The following is a 16,010-nucleotide window of genomic DNA, read 5'->3' on the forward strand; positions in this document are numbered from 1 at the left end:
GAGTTCCTTCATTGCGGATTTTTGTCGACCGGGGCGCTGTTCCTGTCCACCGACAAGAGTTTCTGCATCGACGCCAGCGTCTCCTTGATGATTTTTGGCCGCGCCCGGTAGGACAGCGCGAACAGTGCCGTCAGCGCCACCACATAGGGCACGGTCAGCACCAGGTAGGACGGAAACCCGAAGGTCTGCAGGCGCAGCGAGAAGGCATCGGCGAAGCCGAACAGCAGGCAGCCGGCCAGCACCTTCAGCGGGTCGCCATTGGAGAAGATCAGGATCGCCACCGCCATGAAGCCGCGACCCGAGGACATGTTCTCGGTGAACATGGTGATGTAGCCGAGCGACAGATGCGCGCCCGCCAGTCCCGCCAGCAAACCGCACAGCAGCGAGGCGATGTAGCGGACGCGGGTGATCGAGATGCCGAGCGCTTCGGCGGCTTCGGGCTTTTCGCCGACGACGCGGATGTAGAGCCCGAGCCGGGTGCGGTTGTAGAACAGCACCAGCAGCGGCACGGCGATGAAGGCGACATAGACGATTGGCGTGAACCCCGAGATCAGTGGTGCCCATGAGCCGAGCAGTGCCTGCGCGCCGGGTATCTGCACCTTGGGCAGGCCAACGATGCCGTGACCGACGATCGATCCGCGCGTGCCGAAAATCGCTTTCATCAGCGAGATCGTCATGCCGCCGGCAAGGATGTTGAGCGCCAGCCCGACGACCACTTCATTGGCCCGGAACGTCACCACCAAAACGGCAAAGGCGAGCGCGAAGGCAAGGGCCGCGGCAACGCCACAGGCAACCCCCGCGAAGGCCGAACCCGTCCAGATCGAGCCGATGACGGCGAAGAAGGCGCCGACCAGCATCTGGCCCTCGAGGCCGATGTTGAAGATGCCGGCCTTGGTGGTGAACGATCCGCCGAGCGCCACCAGGAGAATGGGCGCGGTGGTGCGCAGCGTCGCCGCGATGAGCGCGACGTTGATGAGCTTGTCTAGAATTTCCATCGCCGCTCCCCCGCCTGGCTGTCGCCGCGGCGCCTGATCAGAACCTGCGCCGAAACGCTGAGGATGATCAGCGCCTGGATCACGGTGATGATTTCACGCGACGCGCTGGTATCGACCTCGAGCAGCAGCGACCCGCTGCGCAGCGCGCCAAAGAACAGCGCCGTCACGATGGTGGCAACCGGCGAGCCGTTGGCGAGCAGGGCCGCGATCAGCCCGTCGAAGCCGAAGCCGGGCGCGAAGCCCTCCATGAACCGGTGATGCACGCCGAGCGTCTCGACACCGCCGGCCAGCCCGCCGACGGCGCCCGAAAGCAGCAGCACGATGAAGCCCTGCCGTTTCACGTTGACGCCGCCATATTCGGCGAATTTCGGCGCCGACCCAACCATGGTGACGCCGTAACCCCAACTGGTGTAGCGGAAGACCAGCGCGACGCCGACCGCCAGCAGCAGACCGATCGCCAGCCCCCAGTTCAGCCGCGAGAATGAAAAGATCTCCGGTAGATAGGCTGTGGCCAGGATCGGTGGCGTCTCCGACCAACCGCCGGGCCGCTTGAACAGGAAGATGGTGAAGTAGGAAGTGAGCAGCACGGCGATGTAGTTCGACAGGATCGTCGAGACCACTTCGTTGGTGTTGTAGCGGGCACGGAAATAGGCGGGGATGGCAACCCAGGCAGCGCCCGCGACGATCGCGAGCGCCAGTGCTGCCAGCGTGTGGATGCCCGCGGGCAGGGAAAAGCTGAAGCCGACCCAGGCGGCGGCAAATCCGCCAAGGAAAAGCTGGCCTTCGATGCCGACATTGAACATGCCGCCACGCAGGCCGATGCAGGCGGCGACGCCGCAGATCAGGATCGGTGTCGTCTGCAGCAAGGTGCCGGCAATCTTTTCCTGGTCGCCGAAAGCGCCGCGCAGCAGCGTCATCAGGACACGGACCGGGCTTTCGCCGACCATGAGGATGATGATCGCCCCCAGCAGCAACGCAACGCCTACGGCGATGACCTGACCGGAAACGGCGCGCAAACGGTCACTCATTGTGCGGGCTCCAGCTCAGGCGATACGCCCGCCATCATCATGCCGATCCGGTCCTCGTCGGCATCGTCGCCGGCGACTTCGCCCATGATCCGCCCGTTGAACATCACCAGGATGCGGTCGGCAAGTGCGGCCAGTTCGTCAAGCTGCACGGAAATCAGCAGGATCGCACGGCCGGCCGCGCGCTGGCGCATGATCTCGTCATGGATGGCCTCCTGGGCGCCGATATCGACGCCGCGCGTCGGCTGGTCGATCAGCAGGAAGTCGGCGCCGTTGGTGAACTCGCGCGCCAGCACGACCTTCTGGATATTGCCGCCCGACAGCCGCTTGACGGCATCGCCGGACCCTTGGGCACGGATGTCGAAGCTCTTGATCAGCGCTCCGGCGTTGCCGGCGATCGCCTTCCAGTCGAGCACGCCGCCGCGGCTCCACGGACCGCGATGCTGGCGGCCCATCAGCGTGTTTGCCGCGATCGATGCGTTGCGATCGACTCCGCGCACCATCCGGTCGCCCGGCACATGGGCAAGACCCGTCTCGCGTATCGCGGCCGGCGAAAGCGTGGTGAGATCCTGGCCTTTGAGCCATGCCTCGCCGTGGCTTGCCGGCCGCAGGCCCGAAAGCACCTCCGCCAGCTCCGTCTGCCCATTGCCGGCCACGCCCGCGATCCCCACCACTTCGCCGGCACGAACCGTGAAACTGGCGCCGCGAACAGCCGGCAGCCGGCGGTCGTCGCGCGCCCAAAGATCCTTGACCTCGAGGACGGCGTCGCCGTGTAACTGGGCGCGCGGCCGGCGGTCGAAACTGACCTCGCGGCCGACCATCATGCGCACCAGTTCGTCCTTGCTGAGCTCTGACGTCGGACGGGTCGCCACCTTTCTGCCGTTGCGCAGCACCGTCACCGTGTCGGACACCTCCATCACCTCTTCCAGATGGTGCGAGATGAAGATCACCGTCATGCCCTCGGCCACGAAGCTGCGCAGCGTCTGGAACAGTTCGCGGCTTTCCTGTGGCGTCAGCACGGCGGTCGGCTCGTCGAGGATGATGGTACGGGCGCCGCGAACCAGAACCTTGAGGATTTCGATGCGCTGCTCGATTCCGACCGAGAGCAGTCCGACGCGCTCTGTGGGGTCGACATGCAGCCCGAAACGCTTCGAGAGCTCATGCGTGCGCGCGATCTGCGCCGCATGATCGATCAGCCCGTGACGGCGGATTTCCATGCCGAGAAAGACATTGTCGGCGACCGAAAGCGAAGGCACCAGCTTGAAATGCTGATGCACCATGCCAAGCCCGGCCTTGATGGCGGCGGCAGGGTCGGCGACCACGGTCGGCTCGCCATTCAACCGGATCGAGCCTTCGTCCGGCTGGAGCAGGCCGAAAAGGATGTTCATCAGCGTCGTCTTGCCGGCACCGTTCTCGCCGATGATGGCGTGAATTTCGCCCCGGCGCACGGCCAGGTCGATGCCGTCATTGGCGATGAAGGCGCCAAAACGCTTGGTGATGGCAGCCAGCTCGACGGCCATCGCGGCAGTGTTTTGGGGGGGCGGTGACCCCGGCGCGTTCGACACGATGCTCTCCCAGATTGGGGGCTCTGATAAACTGGACGCTGATCCGTCGCGGCAAGCCGCGGCGGATCAGCGTAGCGCTTTCTTGGGAGGGATGCGCTGTTGCTGCCTACTTCGCCTTGGCGATCGCGATCTTGCCGTCGACGATGCCCTTCTTGATCTCGTCCAGCTTGGCGGTCACGTCGGCTGGGATCTTGGCGGCGATATCGTCGCAGACCTTGAACTCGACACCGCCCGAAGCGAGGTCGAACGTGCGGGTGCCGGCAGTCACCTTGTGGCCTCCGACCTCGTCCTTGATCAGCGTGTAGACGGCGATGTCGCCGCGCTTCAACATGCTGCCGAGCACGTTCCCGGGAGCCGTGCCGCACATGTCGATGTCGACGCCGATCGAATATTTGTCGGCGGCGGCACTTGCCTGCATCACGCCTTCACCCGTTGGGCCGGCGACGTTGTAGACGATGTCGGAGCCCTGGCCGTAAAGCGCTTGGGCAAGCTCGCTGCCCTTGGCCGGGTCGTCGAAGGTTCCGGCGAACACGGAGTTTACCTTCACATCTGGCGCCGCATGCTTGGCGCCCTGTTCGTAGCCGCCAAGGAAGTTGCGGATCACCGGGATGTCGCGGCCGCCGACGAAACCGATTGCCTTGCCATCGCCGATCTTGGGAAATTCGCTGCCCTTGGCCTCGATCATGCCGGCCAGCGCGCCGGCGATGAAGGAGCCCTGCTCCTCGGCGAAGTTGGCGTAGATCATGTTGGGATTGTCGAGCACGCCGTCGATGAACACGAAGCGCTGGTCGGGATATTCCTTGCTGACCTTCTGCAGCGAATCCACCAGCTCCCAGCCCATCACGAAGATGAGGTCGTACTGCTTGCCCTTGGCAAGGTTTTCGAACTGCTCCTGATAGTCCAGTGCGCGATTGCCGGTGTCGACCAGCTTGAGGTCGATGCCGAAATCGGTCTTGGCCTTGTTGAGACCGTTGACGATCGAAACGCCAAAGCCCTGCGCGAAGTATCCCGAGATGGCGGCCACGGAAACCTTGGCCTGTGCGGCGGCCGATCCCAACGAAATGGCCAGCATCGTGCCGGCCAGAAATAAACTCTTGAGCGCCCTTGTCATATCATTCCCCTTCAGCTTTTTTCAGCTTTTGAAGCCACGCCTTGACCATCCCCACATATTACCGGAATACCGGCGAGTTCGTTGATGGTCATATGAGTTTATGAGCGGTCATACAGGCTGTCAATCGCCCTCCGGTGCAGTTTTCTTGCGGCTTTCCCTGCATCGTCGGTGTCGGCGCTTGACAAACACCGGTGATGCATAATTGTTGATACTCTAACGAGTTTTCATGAGTGACGGGACGAAGGATACGCGCGATGCCGGCTGTTGTGGTCAGGAAATTTCTGGTTCAGGTCGAAGAAATCTTCCATGAGGGCGGCCCGCTTTCGGCGCGCCCGCCCAAGCGCGGCGCGATCGTGGCCGTCATCGCCAACCCCTTCGCCGGGCGCTACGTGGAGGAGATCACCGGATTCATGGAGGATCTGAAGCCGCTCGGCCTCGAAATGGCGCGGCGCCTGATCGATGCCATGGGCGAGGGGACCGCGGCCATCGAAGGCTATGGCAAAGGTGCCGTCGTCGGCGCCGCCGGCGAACTCGAACACGGTGCGCTCTGGCACAATCCGGGCGGCTACGCGATGCGCGAACTTCTCGGCAACGCTAGGGCTATCGTGCCCTCGACCAAGAAGGTCGGTGGCCCCGGAACCCGCATCGACATTCCGATCACGCACATAAACGCCTCCTATGTGCGCAGCCATTTCGACGCCATCGAGATCGGCGTCGGCGACGCGCCGCGCAGCGACGAGATGGCGGTCATCCTGGCGATGACCACCGGTGCGCGTGTCCACGCACGCGTCGGCGGCCTGGCGGCGGCCGACATCAAGGGCGAGGATGGATTGCGATGAGCCCGGAAATCCGTCGCATCATCACCATCGTCGAGGAAACCCTGATCGAAGGCGGCCGCCCCGTCGATCCGCCAACGCGGCGCGCCGCGGCGATAGCGGTGATCCGCAACCCTTATGCCGGCACTTTTGTCGAGGATCTGTCGGCGCTGAGTGTCGTTGGCGAGGCGTTGGGCGACATCTTGCCCAGACGTGCCGTCGCCGCTCTCGGCATTGCCGGCGGTGAGGTGGAGAGCTTCGGCAAGGCCGCCGCCGTCGGCGCCGACGGCGAACTTGAACATGCCGCCGCCATCCTCCATCCACAGCTCGGCGCCCCGTTCCGTGATGTGCTCGGCAAGGGTGCCGCGCTCATTCCCTCCTCCAAGAAGCGCGGCGGGCTCGGCGTGCCGCTCGACATTCCGCTCGGCCACAAGGACGCGGCGAGGGTGCGCAGCCATTTCGACGGCATGGAGGTTCGCGTTCCCGATGCACCGCGCGCCGACGAGATCGTCGTCGCCATCGCCGTCACCGATTCAGGCAGGCCGCATCCGCGCGTCGGTGGGCTGACCACGGACAAGATCGTCGGCAAGGACGGCGTGAGCTAATCCAGCGCAATTGCGGAGAACCTTCGCGGAGGTTCTCCATCTGGATGCCCAAACGTCGTCAGGCAGCTCTGACTTCCGGCACCCGCATCGCCGGCGGGGTGTTGCGGCTGCGACCGGTCCGCACCTCGCCGTCGATGACCACCATGCCGATGCCCGGCAAATTGCCGAGCGCCACGCTGTCGAGCAGCCCGTCGCCGGCGCCGCCGATCGCCTGATCGATGAAGATCAGATCGGCTGCGCGGCCGACCTCGATGATGCCGCGGTCAGCCAGCCCGCGCACGCGCGCCGTGTTGCCGCTGGCAAGACAGAACGCCACTTCCGGCGCGATACCGCCCAGCGAAGCCAGCATGGTCAGCGTCCTCAGGATGCCGAGCGGCTGCACGCCCGATCCGGCTGGGCTGTCGGTGCCTAGGATGACGCGCGAAAGTTCGCCGCGCTGTCTTGCCAGCTCGAGCACGAACAGCCCGGTGCGCAGATTCCCATTGTGGACGATTTCCAGCGCGCGCGAGCCGTTCTCGCAGATCTGCCGTATCTCGGCTTCCGGCAGTGCCGTGGGTCCGCCATTGACGTGAGCCACGATGTCGGCGTCGACCTCCAGCACGACATCGGCGCCGATGCGGCCGGAACCGGGCAGGGATGGGCCGCCCGTATGGGTCATTGAGGTCATGCCGTATTTGCGCGCCCAGCCGATCATCTGGCGGCCGGTCGGACCGTCCTTGACGCCGCCAAGCCCGACCTCGCCGACAAGCGTCACGCCGGCCTCGGCGAGGGTACGGAAATCCTCCTCGACCAGGCCCGGTTCCAGAATGGGGGCGCCAGCCAGGATCTTCATGCCGTTGGGGCGGAAGTTGGAGAAGGTGCGCTGCGCCGCGATCGCCAGCGCCTTCAGCCCGACAAGATCACGTGGGCGGCCCGGTGTGTGGACCTCTCCCGCTGAAATCATGGACGTGACGCCGCCATGCACGGTCGAATCCATCCAGCCGATCTGGTTCTGCCTGGGCGTCCAGTCGCCAGCGACCGGATGGACATGGTTGTCTATAAGCCCCGGCGCCACCGCGCAGCCCATCGCGTCAATGATCGTCGCCGCACTGCCGCTGTCGACCTCGCTGGCCTTGCCAATGGCGGAAATGCGTCCGTCGGCAACGACAATGGTGTCGGCATCGATGATTGGTTTTGAAAGGTCACCGCTCAGCATCAGGCCGATGTTGCGGACGACGAGCGTGTTGGCAGACGACTTGGGGTCGGACGACATCGGGTCTCACTTCTGCTGCTATGGAAAAGTCCGGACACGGCCTATTTGCCGCTGTCGCCATTCGATGGATTGTCGTCATTGATGCGCGTGAGCAGTCGGAGCAACGTCGCCTGCTCGGCGGGTGAAAGCGGCGACAGGAAGCGCCGTCCGACTTCAACGCTGCGTTCCAGCCGCTCGAGCGTGTATTCGGTTCCTTTCTCGGTCAGGGCGATCATCGACAGGCGCTGGTCTGTGTCGGAAGCGCTGCGCGTGATCAGCCCGTGCTTGAGCAGCTTGCGCATCACAATGCTGATGGTCGACGGGTCCATCGCCGTCAGCCGGCCGAGATGGTTCTGCGAGACCTCGCCATGTTTGAGGATGGTGGCGAGCGCCGCGAACTGGGTCGGTGAAAGGTCTTCGCCGGCCATCACCTGCTGGAAACGCAGCGTCGCGCGCTGATGCGCCTTGCGGATGACGTGCGCCGGGTGGAGGTCCAACGCGTATCCGGTGTCCGCGTATCGCTGCAGCACTTGCTCGCGGCTCAACGGCGCCGCCTTGTCGCGCTGCCGCTTCGGTGTCGCGTCTCTCTCGGATTTCTTTTCGGTCGTCAAACCGGACTCCTGTTGGCTGTCTTGGATGCTGCCGATACCGGGGCTCAAGCCGCGACTTCAGCCGGTTGCAGCGACGTCCCGTCGCGAAGCGCCGCTACGACGTCGGCCGAATCGCTGACCACGCCGAAATGCGTCGCTATGTCGTAGAGCGAACTTTCCTGCTCGCGCGGTCCTGTCGCCGCGCAGCAATCGCTCGGCACCACCACTTCATAACCCTGGAAAAACGCGTCGTGGACGGTCGAGCGCACGCAGATGTTGGTGACCACGCCGAAGATGACCAGCTGGTCGACCTGCATGTCCTTGAGCGTCAGGTCGAGATCAGTCTGAAAGAAAGCCGAGTAGCGCCGCTTGATGACGTGGATCTCGTCATCGCGGGCGCCGAGGTCCTCGATGATTTCCGGTCCCCAGCTTCCTTCCACGCAATGCGGCGTGCGCTTCACCCACTCGCGCTCGCGGCGCATGCCCGGCCGGTGCGCGTCGTGAACCCAGATCACCGGGACGCCGGCGGCGCGCGCGGCTTCGATGACGGCCAGTTGCGGTGCGACCAGCGTCTCATAGCCCGGCAGGACCATGGCCCCGCCGGGCTTGCAGAACTCATTGACCATGTCGATGACGATGATCGCCGCACGATGCCGATCGAGGCGCACCGTGTCGTCGTGCCTGTGTGAGGAAAAAACGTCCACGGACATGGCGATCTCCTTTGGTCGATCGTTGATGCTCATACAAAAAACCTTGGCGGGTGCCAAGTCAATCCCGTTCGACGCAAAGCTGTGGTCGCCAGCCTTGCGCGCGCCGCTCGCACCAGCGTATGCGCTATTTGTCCGGCGCGACATGCCCTTGACAAGGGATGGCAATCATGTGCTCGATTTGTATGACCATCAACGATATCAAATCGCCTGTCTTGTCGGGTCGAGGGCCATGATATGAAGACAATCGTCACTGGGGCCAGCGGTCTGCTTGGCCGCCACGTGGCCGAGGCCCTGGCCGCGGCCGGCCACGATGTGCTGGGCATCGATGCGGTGGCGCCGGCCGGCGGCGCATGGCGGCACGCCACCGCCGATCTGACGGATTTGGGATCGGCCCTGCAGCTGGTGCGCGATTGCGATGCCGTGGTGCATGTGGCGGCCATCCCGAGGCCCACCGGGCGAGCCGGCGGCGAGGTGTTCAAGACCAACATCACGACCGCTTACAATGTCGTCGAGGCCGCCGCCCTGGCCGGCGCCAGGCGCTTCGTCTATGCCTCGTCCTTCAGCGTCTTCGGCTATCCCTTCTTCGAGAAGGCGGTCATTCCACCCTATCTGCCGGTCGATATGAACCACCCGGTAGGCGCGCAGGACCCCTACGGCCTGTCGAAATGGCTGGGAGAGGAGATCGTCGACGCGGCGGTGCGCCGCGGCGCTTTTTCGGCGGTCAGCATCCGCATGCCATGGATCCAGACGACGCAGTCCTTCTTCGCCGGCGTCGGTCCGCGCCGCGCCACCGCCGACAGCGCCCGCGACCTGTGGAGCTATCTCGACGCGCGCGATGCGGGCCAAGGCTTCCTGCGGGCACTCGAATGGCAAGGTGAAGGCCATCTGCGCGTGCTGCTCAGCGCCGCCGACACCTTCATGGAGGAGGAAACCGGGCCGCTCGTGCGCCGGGTCTATCCAGCTGTCCCCCTGTCGCGGCCGATCGCCGGTTTCGGTTCGGTGCTCGATACGGCCCATGCGCGCGAAACGATCGGCTTCGAGCCGGAGCATTCATGGCGGTCCTATCCAAAGCCGGAGATCCAGGGATGAAACGGTTCGACCAGAAGAAAGTCCTCGTCACCGGCGGCGCCGGCGCCATCGGCAGTGCGGCGGTCCGGCGTTTCCTCGACGAGGGCGCGCGGGTCGCCATCGTTGACCGCAACGGCGCGGCGGCACGGCAACTGGCAAGCTCGCTTGGCGAAAAAATCATCGCCATCGAAGCCGACGTCACCGACGAGAACAGTGTGCGCGGCGCTGTCGAAACGACCGTCGAGGCGTTGAGCGGGCTGGATGTGGTGTTCAACAATGCCGGTATTTCCGGTGTCGTCGCTCCCGTGCACGAGCTGCCGGTGGAGGATTGGGACACCATCATCCGCATCAATTTGCGCGGTATCTTCCTTGTCCTGCAGGCCTCGCTCCAGGCCATGATCAAGGCTGGAACCAGCGGCTCGATCGTCAATATGGGGTCGTCCATGGCCGGATGGGACGTCCTGTCAGGCGGCGCCGGCTATGTCGCCTCCAAACATGGCGTGGTCGGGCTGACGCGGGTCGCCGCACTCGATGCCGCGCCCTACGGCATCCGCGTCAACGCTATCTGTCCTGGTGTCATCGAGACGACGCTCGGCGTGCCGGCTTCCGGCGACGGCGATTTCAAGAGCGGCGTCCAGCATTTCGCCGACCGGATTCCCTTACGCCGGATCGGCCAGCCGGAGGATGTCGCGGCCGCGGTCGCCTTCCTCGCCTCCGACGAGGCAAGGCACGTCACCGGCGTCGACTGGCTGATCGACGGCGGCCAGACCTTGCAGAGCTGGGCCAATGCCCCGGCGGGCGACGTGTTTCCGAGGTACCGCTAGAGCAATTCCAGGAAAAGTGTATAACGGTTTTCCGTCCGGAATTGCGTAAAAACAAAGGGTTAGAGCGGTTCAGCAATTCCACCAAACGCTGAACCGCTCTAAAGCCGCTTTGGCGGCATCGCCCGGATGATCTGGACGGCAAGGTCGAGATCGGCGAGACCGCCTGAAAGCGGCGTGCGTGGCTTTGCTCCGGCCAGGATGCAATCGGCGAAGTGTTGCCATTCCCGGCGAAACGAGGTGTCGGGGGGCCCTGGTATGACGCGCTCGGACGCCGTTTCGCCTGTTGCCTCACGCAGGCGCACCGTCGCCGAGGCATTGCGGTAATAGGGATTCTGGAATTCGATCCGCACTTCGTCACGCTCGCCATGCACATGGATCCACTCGTCCCACCACTCATACTGGGCGAGCGCCATGTCGAAGAGGCAAGGGACGCCGCCATAGTCGAGCACGGCCAGCAACTGGTTCGGACCGGTCTGCTGGGCATGGACCACGCGATCGGGCGTGCCGAAGGCGCCGCGCATGACCGCAAGGTCGTGGCTGCCGAGGCCAAGCAGCAGCAGATAGAGGTCGCGATAGCCGGCATGATCGGCACCGAGTGCGGCCTCGACGCGCCGCGCGACCGCATCGCGCCCCGCCGCAAGCACGTCGGTTGGAACGTCGGTGCCCCGGATCTGCGTGTAGAGCTTGCCATAGCGGTCGAAACGGCCGGCGAAATCATGGACATGGATCGACTTCGGCCGCCCGATGGCGGCAATGTGCTCGAGGCCGACCTCATAGCTCGGATCGTAAAATTTCATGTAGCCGACAAGGGCAACGAGGCCGCTGCGCTCCGCCTGCTCGACCAGCGGGCGTGCCTCTTCGGGCGTAAACGCGAGTGGCTTCTCGACGATCACGTGCTTGCCGGCACGGATCGCGTCGGCGACCATCTCGCCATGGTCGTAGGTGCAGATCACCACCGCATCGACATTGGGATCGGCGAGCAGGGCGCGATGGTCGGTGTAGCGCGCGGCGATGCCATAGTGGTCGGCGACTTTGGCGACCGTCCCCGGCGAGATGTCGCACAAAGCGGCGATGCGAAACGCCGGCAATTCCATGAGATACGGCAAATGCATCAGCTGGGCGATCTCGCCGCAACCGATGACGCCAACGCCGATAACGCGATCCTGCATATCAACCCTTCACGGCGCCGGCCGTCAGGCCGGCGATGAACTGCCGTTGCATCGCGAGGAAGACGACGATCACCGGCAGGGTCGTGATCGTCAACGCGGCGAAATAGAGCGTCCAGAGCGAATCGTACTGCTGGAAGAAGGAGACCAGGCCGAGCGGGATGGTTTGCACGGAGGGGTCACGCAGCAGCAGGAAGGCGAGGAAGAAATCGTTCCAGATCTCGATGAAACCGAAGATCACGATCAGCGCGACGCCCGGCCGGACCAGCGGCAGCATGATGTGGATGAGGATTTCGAGCCGGCTCGCGCCGTCGACGCGCGCGGCGTCCTCGAGGTCGGCGGGCAGGGTGACGAAGAAGCTGCGCAGGATGAACACTGACAATGGCAGCGACGTCGCCGCGTAGACGAAGGCAACGCCGAGCCGGTTGTTGATCAGGCCAAGGTCGCGCGCCACCATGAACAGCGGGATGGCCATCACCTGCGGTGGCACCAGCATGGCCGCCACCGCCACCGCGAGCACCAGGCCGCGCCCGGGAAACCGCAGCCGCGCCAACGCATAGGCGCAGGGCGTTGCCACGACGACCAGGATGATCAGGGCCGAGCCGGTGACCAGCACGCTGCTGACGATGCGCGATCCCATGCCGGCGATGCGCCAGGCATCGACGTAGTTCTGAAGCACCAGGCTCGACGGCGGACCCCAGATGTTGCTCAGCATCTCCTCCTTGGTCTTGAGCGAGCCGAACAGCACCCAAAGCAAGGGATAGAGCGTCTCGATGAGCACCAGGATGAGCGCCGCGTAGAGGCCGGCGACTTCAAGCACGCCGCTCGCGCCGAGGCGCCGGGGACGGCGGGCCGCGTCACTATCGAGTGTGAGCGAAGGCTTGGCCGCGCTGCTCATCAGATATCCAGCCTCTGTCGCCGCATCATGGCGAGCAGGCCGACGCTGGCCAGCCCGACGATCAGGAACAGCACGTATCCGATCGCCGCCGCGTAGCTCATGGCCCCGTCCTGAAAAGCCTTGCTCATCATGTAGGTGAGCACCACCTCGGTGGCGTGGTTCGGGCCGCCCTTGGTCAGCACATAGACGATGTCGAAATTGCGCACGAAGGCGCCGGAAAGACCGAGAATGGTGTTGATGAAGACGATCGGCATCATCATCGGGATGGTGACATGCCGGAAGCGCTGCAGTGGACCGGCACCGTCCATCTTGGCCGATTCATAGAGTTCCGAAGGGATCGTCTGCAGGCCGGCCAGATAGATGACGGCATGGAAGCCGAGCCATTTCCAGACGTCGACGACGATGATCGAATAGAGCGCGATGTCGGCATCGCCGAGCCATGACTGTTTCAGTCCGCCGAGACCGAATAGATCGAGAGCGCCGTTGAGCAGGCCGAAGACCGGATTGTAGATCCAGGACCAGAGCAGCCCGACGGCGACGAAGGACATCGTCACCGGGACGAAGGCGGCGGCACGAAAAAAAGCGCGGCCGACCAGCGCCCGGTCGAGAAGCAGCGCCAGCCCGAGGCCGAGCATGTTCTTCAGGATGACGACGGCGACGACGAAGATCAGATTGTTGCGCAGCGCACCGAGGAAGATGCGGTCATGCGCGAGGCGTGTGTAGTTGGAAAAACCTGCCCAGGTCGGGTCGGAAAACCCGTCCCAATTGTGCAGGCTGAGCCAGAAACCGTTGACGAAGGGCCAGAGGTAGAAGAGGCAAAACAGGATCGCGGCGGGCAGGATCATCAAGAAGGCAACCGCACCGTCCCCGGCAAGAAAGCGCCAGGGATCGGATCTAGGAGCGGTAGGCTCTTGCGATCGCGTGGTCATGCGGCCTTGGCGCCTTGCGGCGTCAGCACCAGCCCGAGCGTGTCCCTGATATAGGCGATGCTTTCCAGCGTGCTTTGCTCCGCCGTCTTCTTCGACGCATCCAGTTCGATGATGGCGAGGCCGTCGTAGTTCGCCTCCAGCAGGACGTCGACGATGCCGGCAAGATCGACGACGCCGGCGCCGAGTTCGCAAAAGGCTCCGTAGCGGTCATAGCCTTTCAGAGCCGGATCGACCCTGGTGTCCTTGAAATGCATGTAGCGTACCGCCGACATATAGGTCCTTACCGCGTCGACCGGATCGGAATTGGTGTGGGCAAGGTGGGCCGGATCGATGCACAGCCCGGCGAGATCGGTGTCCAGTTCATCCATCATGCGGTCGAGCTGGTCGCGGCGCTCGATGAAGGTGTCGAGATGCGGGTGATAGACCGTCTCGATGCCGAGATCCTTGGTCCGCCTGCCGATGTCTTCGAGCGCCCGGCAAAAGGCGCGGTAGTCGTCGGGAGTGTGGGTGCCCGAAATCGCTTCCGAGGGACCGCCGCCGAGAACCAGCACCGGTGACCCAAAACCCTTCAGCATCCTGGTCAGCGCCACCAGCACGTCGCGCTCATAGGGCCATGCGACCGGATTGGTGAAGATCGCATTGACGTAGAAGGATGAGAGCTTGATGCCATGCTCGCTCTGGCCTTCCGAGAGCAGCGCGTAGCGCCGCAATATGTCGGTGTCGGTGGTGACCCCCATCGGTGCCTGATTGCCGAGCTGCATGTATTTGCGGGCGTACTGGTCTGAAAGGCTGGTGAAGGCGAGGATCTCGAACCAGCCAAACCCCTGTTCGGCCAGGAATTTGATGGCCGGCCCGAGCGGCAGGCCGGTGAGGTCCCAGCTGTTCAGATGATAGCCGATCGAGAAGCGCTGCCGGTCGGCGCGGGTCTGCGTCATGTGTTGTCTCCGATTGATGAGGCTGCCCGAAACGGGCGGCCTCTGTTTGTTTGTGCCTCGCTGATGGCTTGGCAGGGGCGCGCGCGCCTGGATGCCCTATTTGGGCGGCCAGTTGCCCTGGGCCTTGAGGTCGTCGAAGGTGGCCTGGATCGAGGCGGCGGCTTCCTCCGGCGTCGTCGTGCCGCCGACGATGCCGGCGATGGCCGAAGCCGTGGCGGTCGCGACTTCCGAGGGCCAGATCCAGTCGAGGAACTTGATCGTGCTCGGGAAGGCTTGCTTGCGCAGTTCGACGGCATAGGCGTCGTCGACTTGCGGCACGCCCTTGATCGAGGCGGCGATCGGCTGTTCCGGCGCAAGATAGAGCGTCGCCACTTCCGGCCTTGTCAGATATTCGATGAACTTGACCGCCGCATCGAGCTTCTCGGGGGGTATAGACGAGGCGACGCACATGCCGTTGTCGGCGCCGCCGCCATGGCCCGGCGCGCCCGGCGTTCCGTCCATTTTCGGAAAAGCAAAGACACCCCATTTGAACGTCTTCACGCTGGCCTGGAGCGAGGGGATTTCCCACGTGCCGCCATAATACATGGCGCTCTTGCCGGCGGCGAAGGCGGCCCGCATGCCGTCCTGGTCGACCGAAAGCGAATCCTTGGACAGGATGCCGTCGTCCACCCACTGCTTGATCAGCTTGAACCCTTCGACATCGGGTGCGTCGGTGAATTTCGCCGTGCCTTCGAGGTTCTTCTGGGTCTTGCCGACGGCGTCGCCCGAGGCCTGCGACAAGGTCTCGAAATACCACATCGGCCACATCACGGTGTTCGAACCCTGATGCAAGAGCGGGATCACGCCTTCGGCCTTCAACTTCGGCACGGCTGCCTTGAGGTCGTCATAGGTCGGCGGAACCGGGACGCCGAGCTTCTGGAACAGATCGACATTGTAGAAGATCGTCGATGTCGACAGCGTCGAGATCGGCACGCCGTAGACCTGTCCGCTGATGGTGAAGGCGCCAAGTGCCGCGGCGTCGATCCGGTCCTGGAACGGCTTGATCTTGTCGGTGATCGGCATGATCAGCTTGCGCCTGACATAGGCGCCGTTGGTGTAGAAGGCCGGGCAGGCGATCAGGTCCATTTCCTGGTTCGCCAGCTTGGCGGTCATCAGGCGCTGGATCGAATCGGTCTGCGGTCCCTGCGCGTCCCATTCGACCGCGGTCACGTCGGGATTGGCTTTGAGAAAACCGTCGATGACCTGCTGCTGGATTTTCTTCTGTTCGTCCGGCGGTTGGCGCGGTGCGAGTTCGTCAAGGGCAGAGCCGCCGAAAACCTTGAGCGTGATCCCGTCGGCATGGGCAGGTTCGGTGATCAGGCCGAGGCTTAGCAGCGCGGCGGCAAGGATGAAGCTGGCGGGTCTTTGTTTGGAACGATGGGTCACTCTCTGCTGAATGGGCATCTGGCTCTCCTTTTCGCCAATGCCGAGGGGCAACCTCGGGACCAAGATCGTTGATGGTCATATGATCTTGGTCGCCTGTTATGATTTTTGTCAATCGGCA

Annotated in this window: 16 protein-coding genes; 4 read left to right on the forward strand and 12 right to left on the reverse strand. The window is 64.0% G+C overall.

Annotation, left to right across the window (positions count from 1 at the left end):
• Window positions 1-8 precede the first annotated feature (8 nt).
• The 4 genes from FJ948_RS13740 to FJ948_RS13755 form a co-directional block, all read right to left on the reverse strand.
• The gene (locus FJ948_RS13740; RefSeq protein WP_140705207.1) at window positions 9-995 is read right to left on the reverse strand and encodes an ABC transporter permease; all 987 of its coding nucleotides are present in this window, start codon (window positions 993-995) and stop codon (window positions 9-11) included.
• A complete protein-coding gene (locus FJ948_RS13745; RefSeq protein WP_140705209.1) occupies window positions 983-2,023 on the reverse strand; it encodes an ABC transporter permease in 1,041 nt (346 codons plus the stop codon). Before FJ948_RS13745 ends, FJ948_RS13740 begins: the two co-directional genes overlap by 13 nt.
• The gene (locus FJ948_RS13750; protein ID WP_140705211.1) at window positions 2,020-3,588 is read right to left on the reverse strand and encodes an ABC transporter ATP-binding protein; all 1,569 of its coding nucleotides are present in this window, start codon (window positions 3,586-3,588) and stop codon (window positions 2,020-2,022) included. The genes FJ948_RS13745 and FJ948_RS13750 overlap by 4 nt, the downstream gene beginning before the upstream one ends.
• Window positions 3,589-3,691: 103 nt before the next feature.
• Entirely contained in the window at window positions 3,692-4,696 is a 1,005-nt protein-coding gene (locus tag FJ948_RS13755; protein ID WP_140705213.1) for a BMP family ABC transporter substrate-binding protein, read from the reverse strand.
• 254 nt (window positions 4,697-4,950) lie between these two features.
• Between FJ948_RS13755 and FJ948_RS13760 the strand changes: the two genes are divergently transcribed.
• Window positions 4,951-5,535, forward strand: a complete 585-nt coding sequence (locus tag FJ948_RS13760) for an amino acid synthesis family protein (protein WP_140705215.1) — start codon at window positions 4,951-4,953, stop codon at window positions 5,533-5,535.
• Window positions 5,532-6,116, forward strand: coding sequence for an amino acid synthesis family protein (locus FJ948_RS13765; RefSeq protein ID WP_140705217.1), 585 nt, complete (start codon window positions 5,532-5,534; stop codon window positions 6,114-6,116). The genes FJ948_RS13760 and FJ948_RS13765 overlap by 4 nt, the downstream gene beginning before the upstream one ends.
• A 58-nt stretch (window positions 6,117-6,174) precedes the next feature.
• Here the strand turns inward: FJ948_RS13765 and FJ948_RS13770 are convergent, their stop codons facing one another.
• From FJ948_RS13770 to FJ948_RS13780, 3 genes are read right to left on the reverse strand one after another with little or no spacing between them, the layout of a single operon-like run.
• Complete coding sequence (locus tag FJ948_RS13770) at window positions 6,175-7,368, reverse strand: amidohydrolase family protein (protein WP_140705219.1); 1,194 nt, start codon at window positions 7,366-7,368, stop codon at window positions 6,175-6,177.
• 41 nt (window positions 7,369-7,409) lie between these two features.
• On the reverse strand, window positions 7,410-7,958 hold the full coding sequence (locus tag FJ948_RS13775; protein WP_140705221.1) for a MarR family winged helix-turn-helix transcriptional regulator: 549 nt from the start codon (window positions 7,956-7,958) through the stop codon (window positions 7,410-7,412).
• Between the two features lie 44 nt (window positions 7,959-8,002).
• Window positions 8,003-8,647, reverse strand: coding sequence for an isochorismatase family cysteine hydrolase (locus FJ948_RS13780; protein ID WP_140705223.1), 645 nt, complete (start codon window positions 8,645-8,647; stop codon window positions 8,003-8,005).
• A 234-nt stretch (window positions 8,648-8,881) separates the two neighbouring features.
• On the opposite strand from FJ948_RS13780, the gene FJ948_RS13785 reads away from it, so the two are divergent.
• Both FJ948_RS13785 and FJ948_RS13790 read left to right on the forward strand, forming a co-directional pair.
• Window positions 8,882-9,736, forward strand: coding sequence for an NAD(P)-dependent oxidoreductase (locus FJ948_RS13785; protein ID WP_140705225.1), 855 nt, complete (start codon window positions 8,882-8,884; stop codon window positions 9,734-9,736).
• Window positions 9,733-10,539: an SDR family NAD(P)-dependent oxidoreductase gene (locus FJ948_RS13790; protein ID WP_140705227.1), complete on the forward strand. Its 807-nt coding sequence runs from the start codon at window positions 9,733-9,735 to the stop codon at window positions 10,537-10,539. Before FJ948_RS13785 ends, FJ948_RS13790 begins: the two co-directional genes overlap by 4 nt.
• 98 nt (window positions 10,540-10,637) lie before the next feature.
• Here FJ948_RS13790 and FJ948_RS13795 read toward each other — a convergent pair whose 3' ends face one another.
• From FJ948_RS13795 to FJ948_RS13815, 5 genes are all read right to left on the reverse strand, one after another.
• Entirely contained in the window at window positions 10,638-11,708 is a 1,071-nt protein-coding gene (locus FJ948_RS13795) for a Gfo/Idh/MocA family oxidoreductase (protein ID WP_140705229.1), read from the reverse strand.
• Window position 11,709: 1 nt separating this feature from the next.
• Window positions 11,710-12,603, reverse strand: coding sequence for a carbohydrate ABC transporter permease (locus FJ948_RS13800; protein ID WP_140705231.1), 894 nt, complete (start codon window positions 12,601-12,603; stop codon window positions 11,710-11,712).
• The gene (locus FJ948_RS13805; protein ID WP_246677517.1) at window positions 12,603-13,448 is read right to left on the reverse strand and encodes a sugar ABC transporter permease; all 846 of its coding nucleotides are present in this window, start codon (window positions 13,446-13,448) and stop codon (window positions 12,603-12,605) included. The genes FJ948_RS13800 and FJ948_RS13805 overlap by 1 nt, the downstream gene beginning before the upstream one ends.
• 80 nt (window positions 13,449-13,528) lie before the next feature.
• Window positions 13,529-14,467, reverse strand: coding sequence for a sugar phosphate isomerase/epimerase (locus tag FJ948_RS13810; protein ID WP_140705235.1), 939 nt, complete (start codon window positions 14,465-14,467; stop codon window positions 13,529-13,531).
• Between the two features lie 96 nt (window positions 14,468-14,563).
• Window positions 14,564-15,910: an extracellular solute-binding protein gene (locus FJ948_RS13815; protein ID WP_140705237.1), complete on the reverse strand. Its 1,347-nt coding sequence runs from the start codon at window positions 15,908-15,910 to the stop codon at window positions 14,564-14,566.
• Between the last annotated feature and the right edge of the window lie 100 nt (window positions 15,911-16,010).

The organism is Mesorhizobium sp. B2-3-12 (genome assembly GCF_006442205.1).
Classification (GTDB): domain Bacteria; phylum Pseudomonadota; class Alphaproteobacteria; order Rhizobiales; family Rhizobiaceae; genus Mesorhizobium.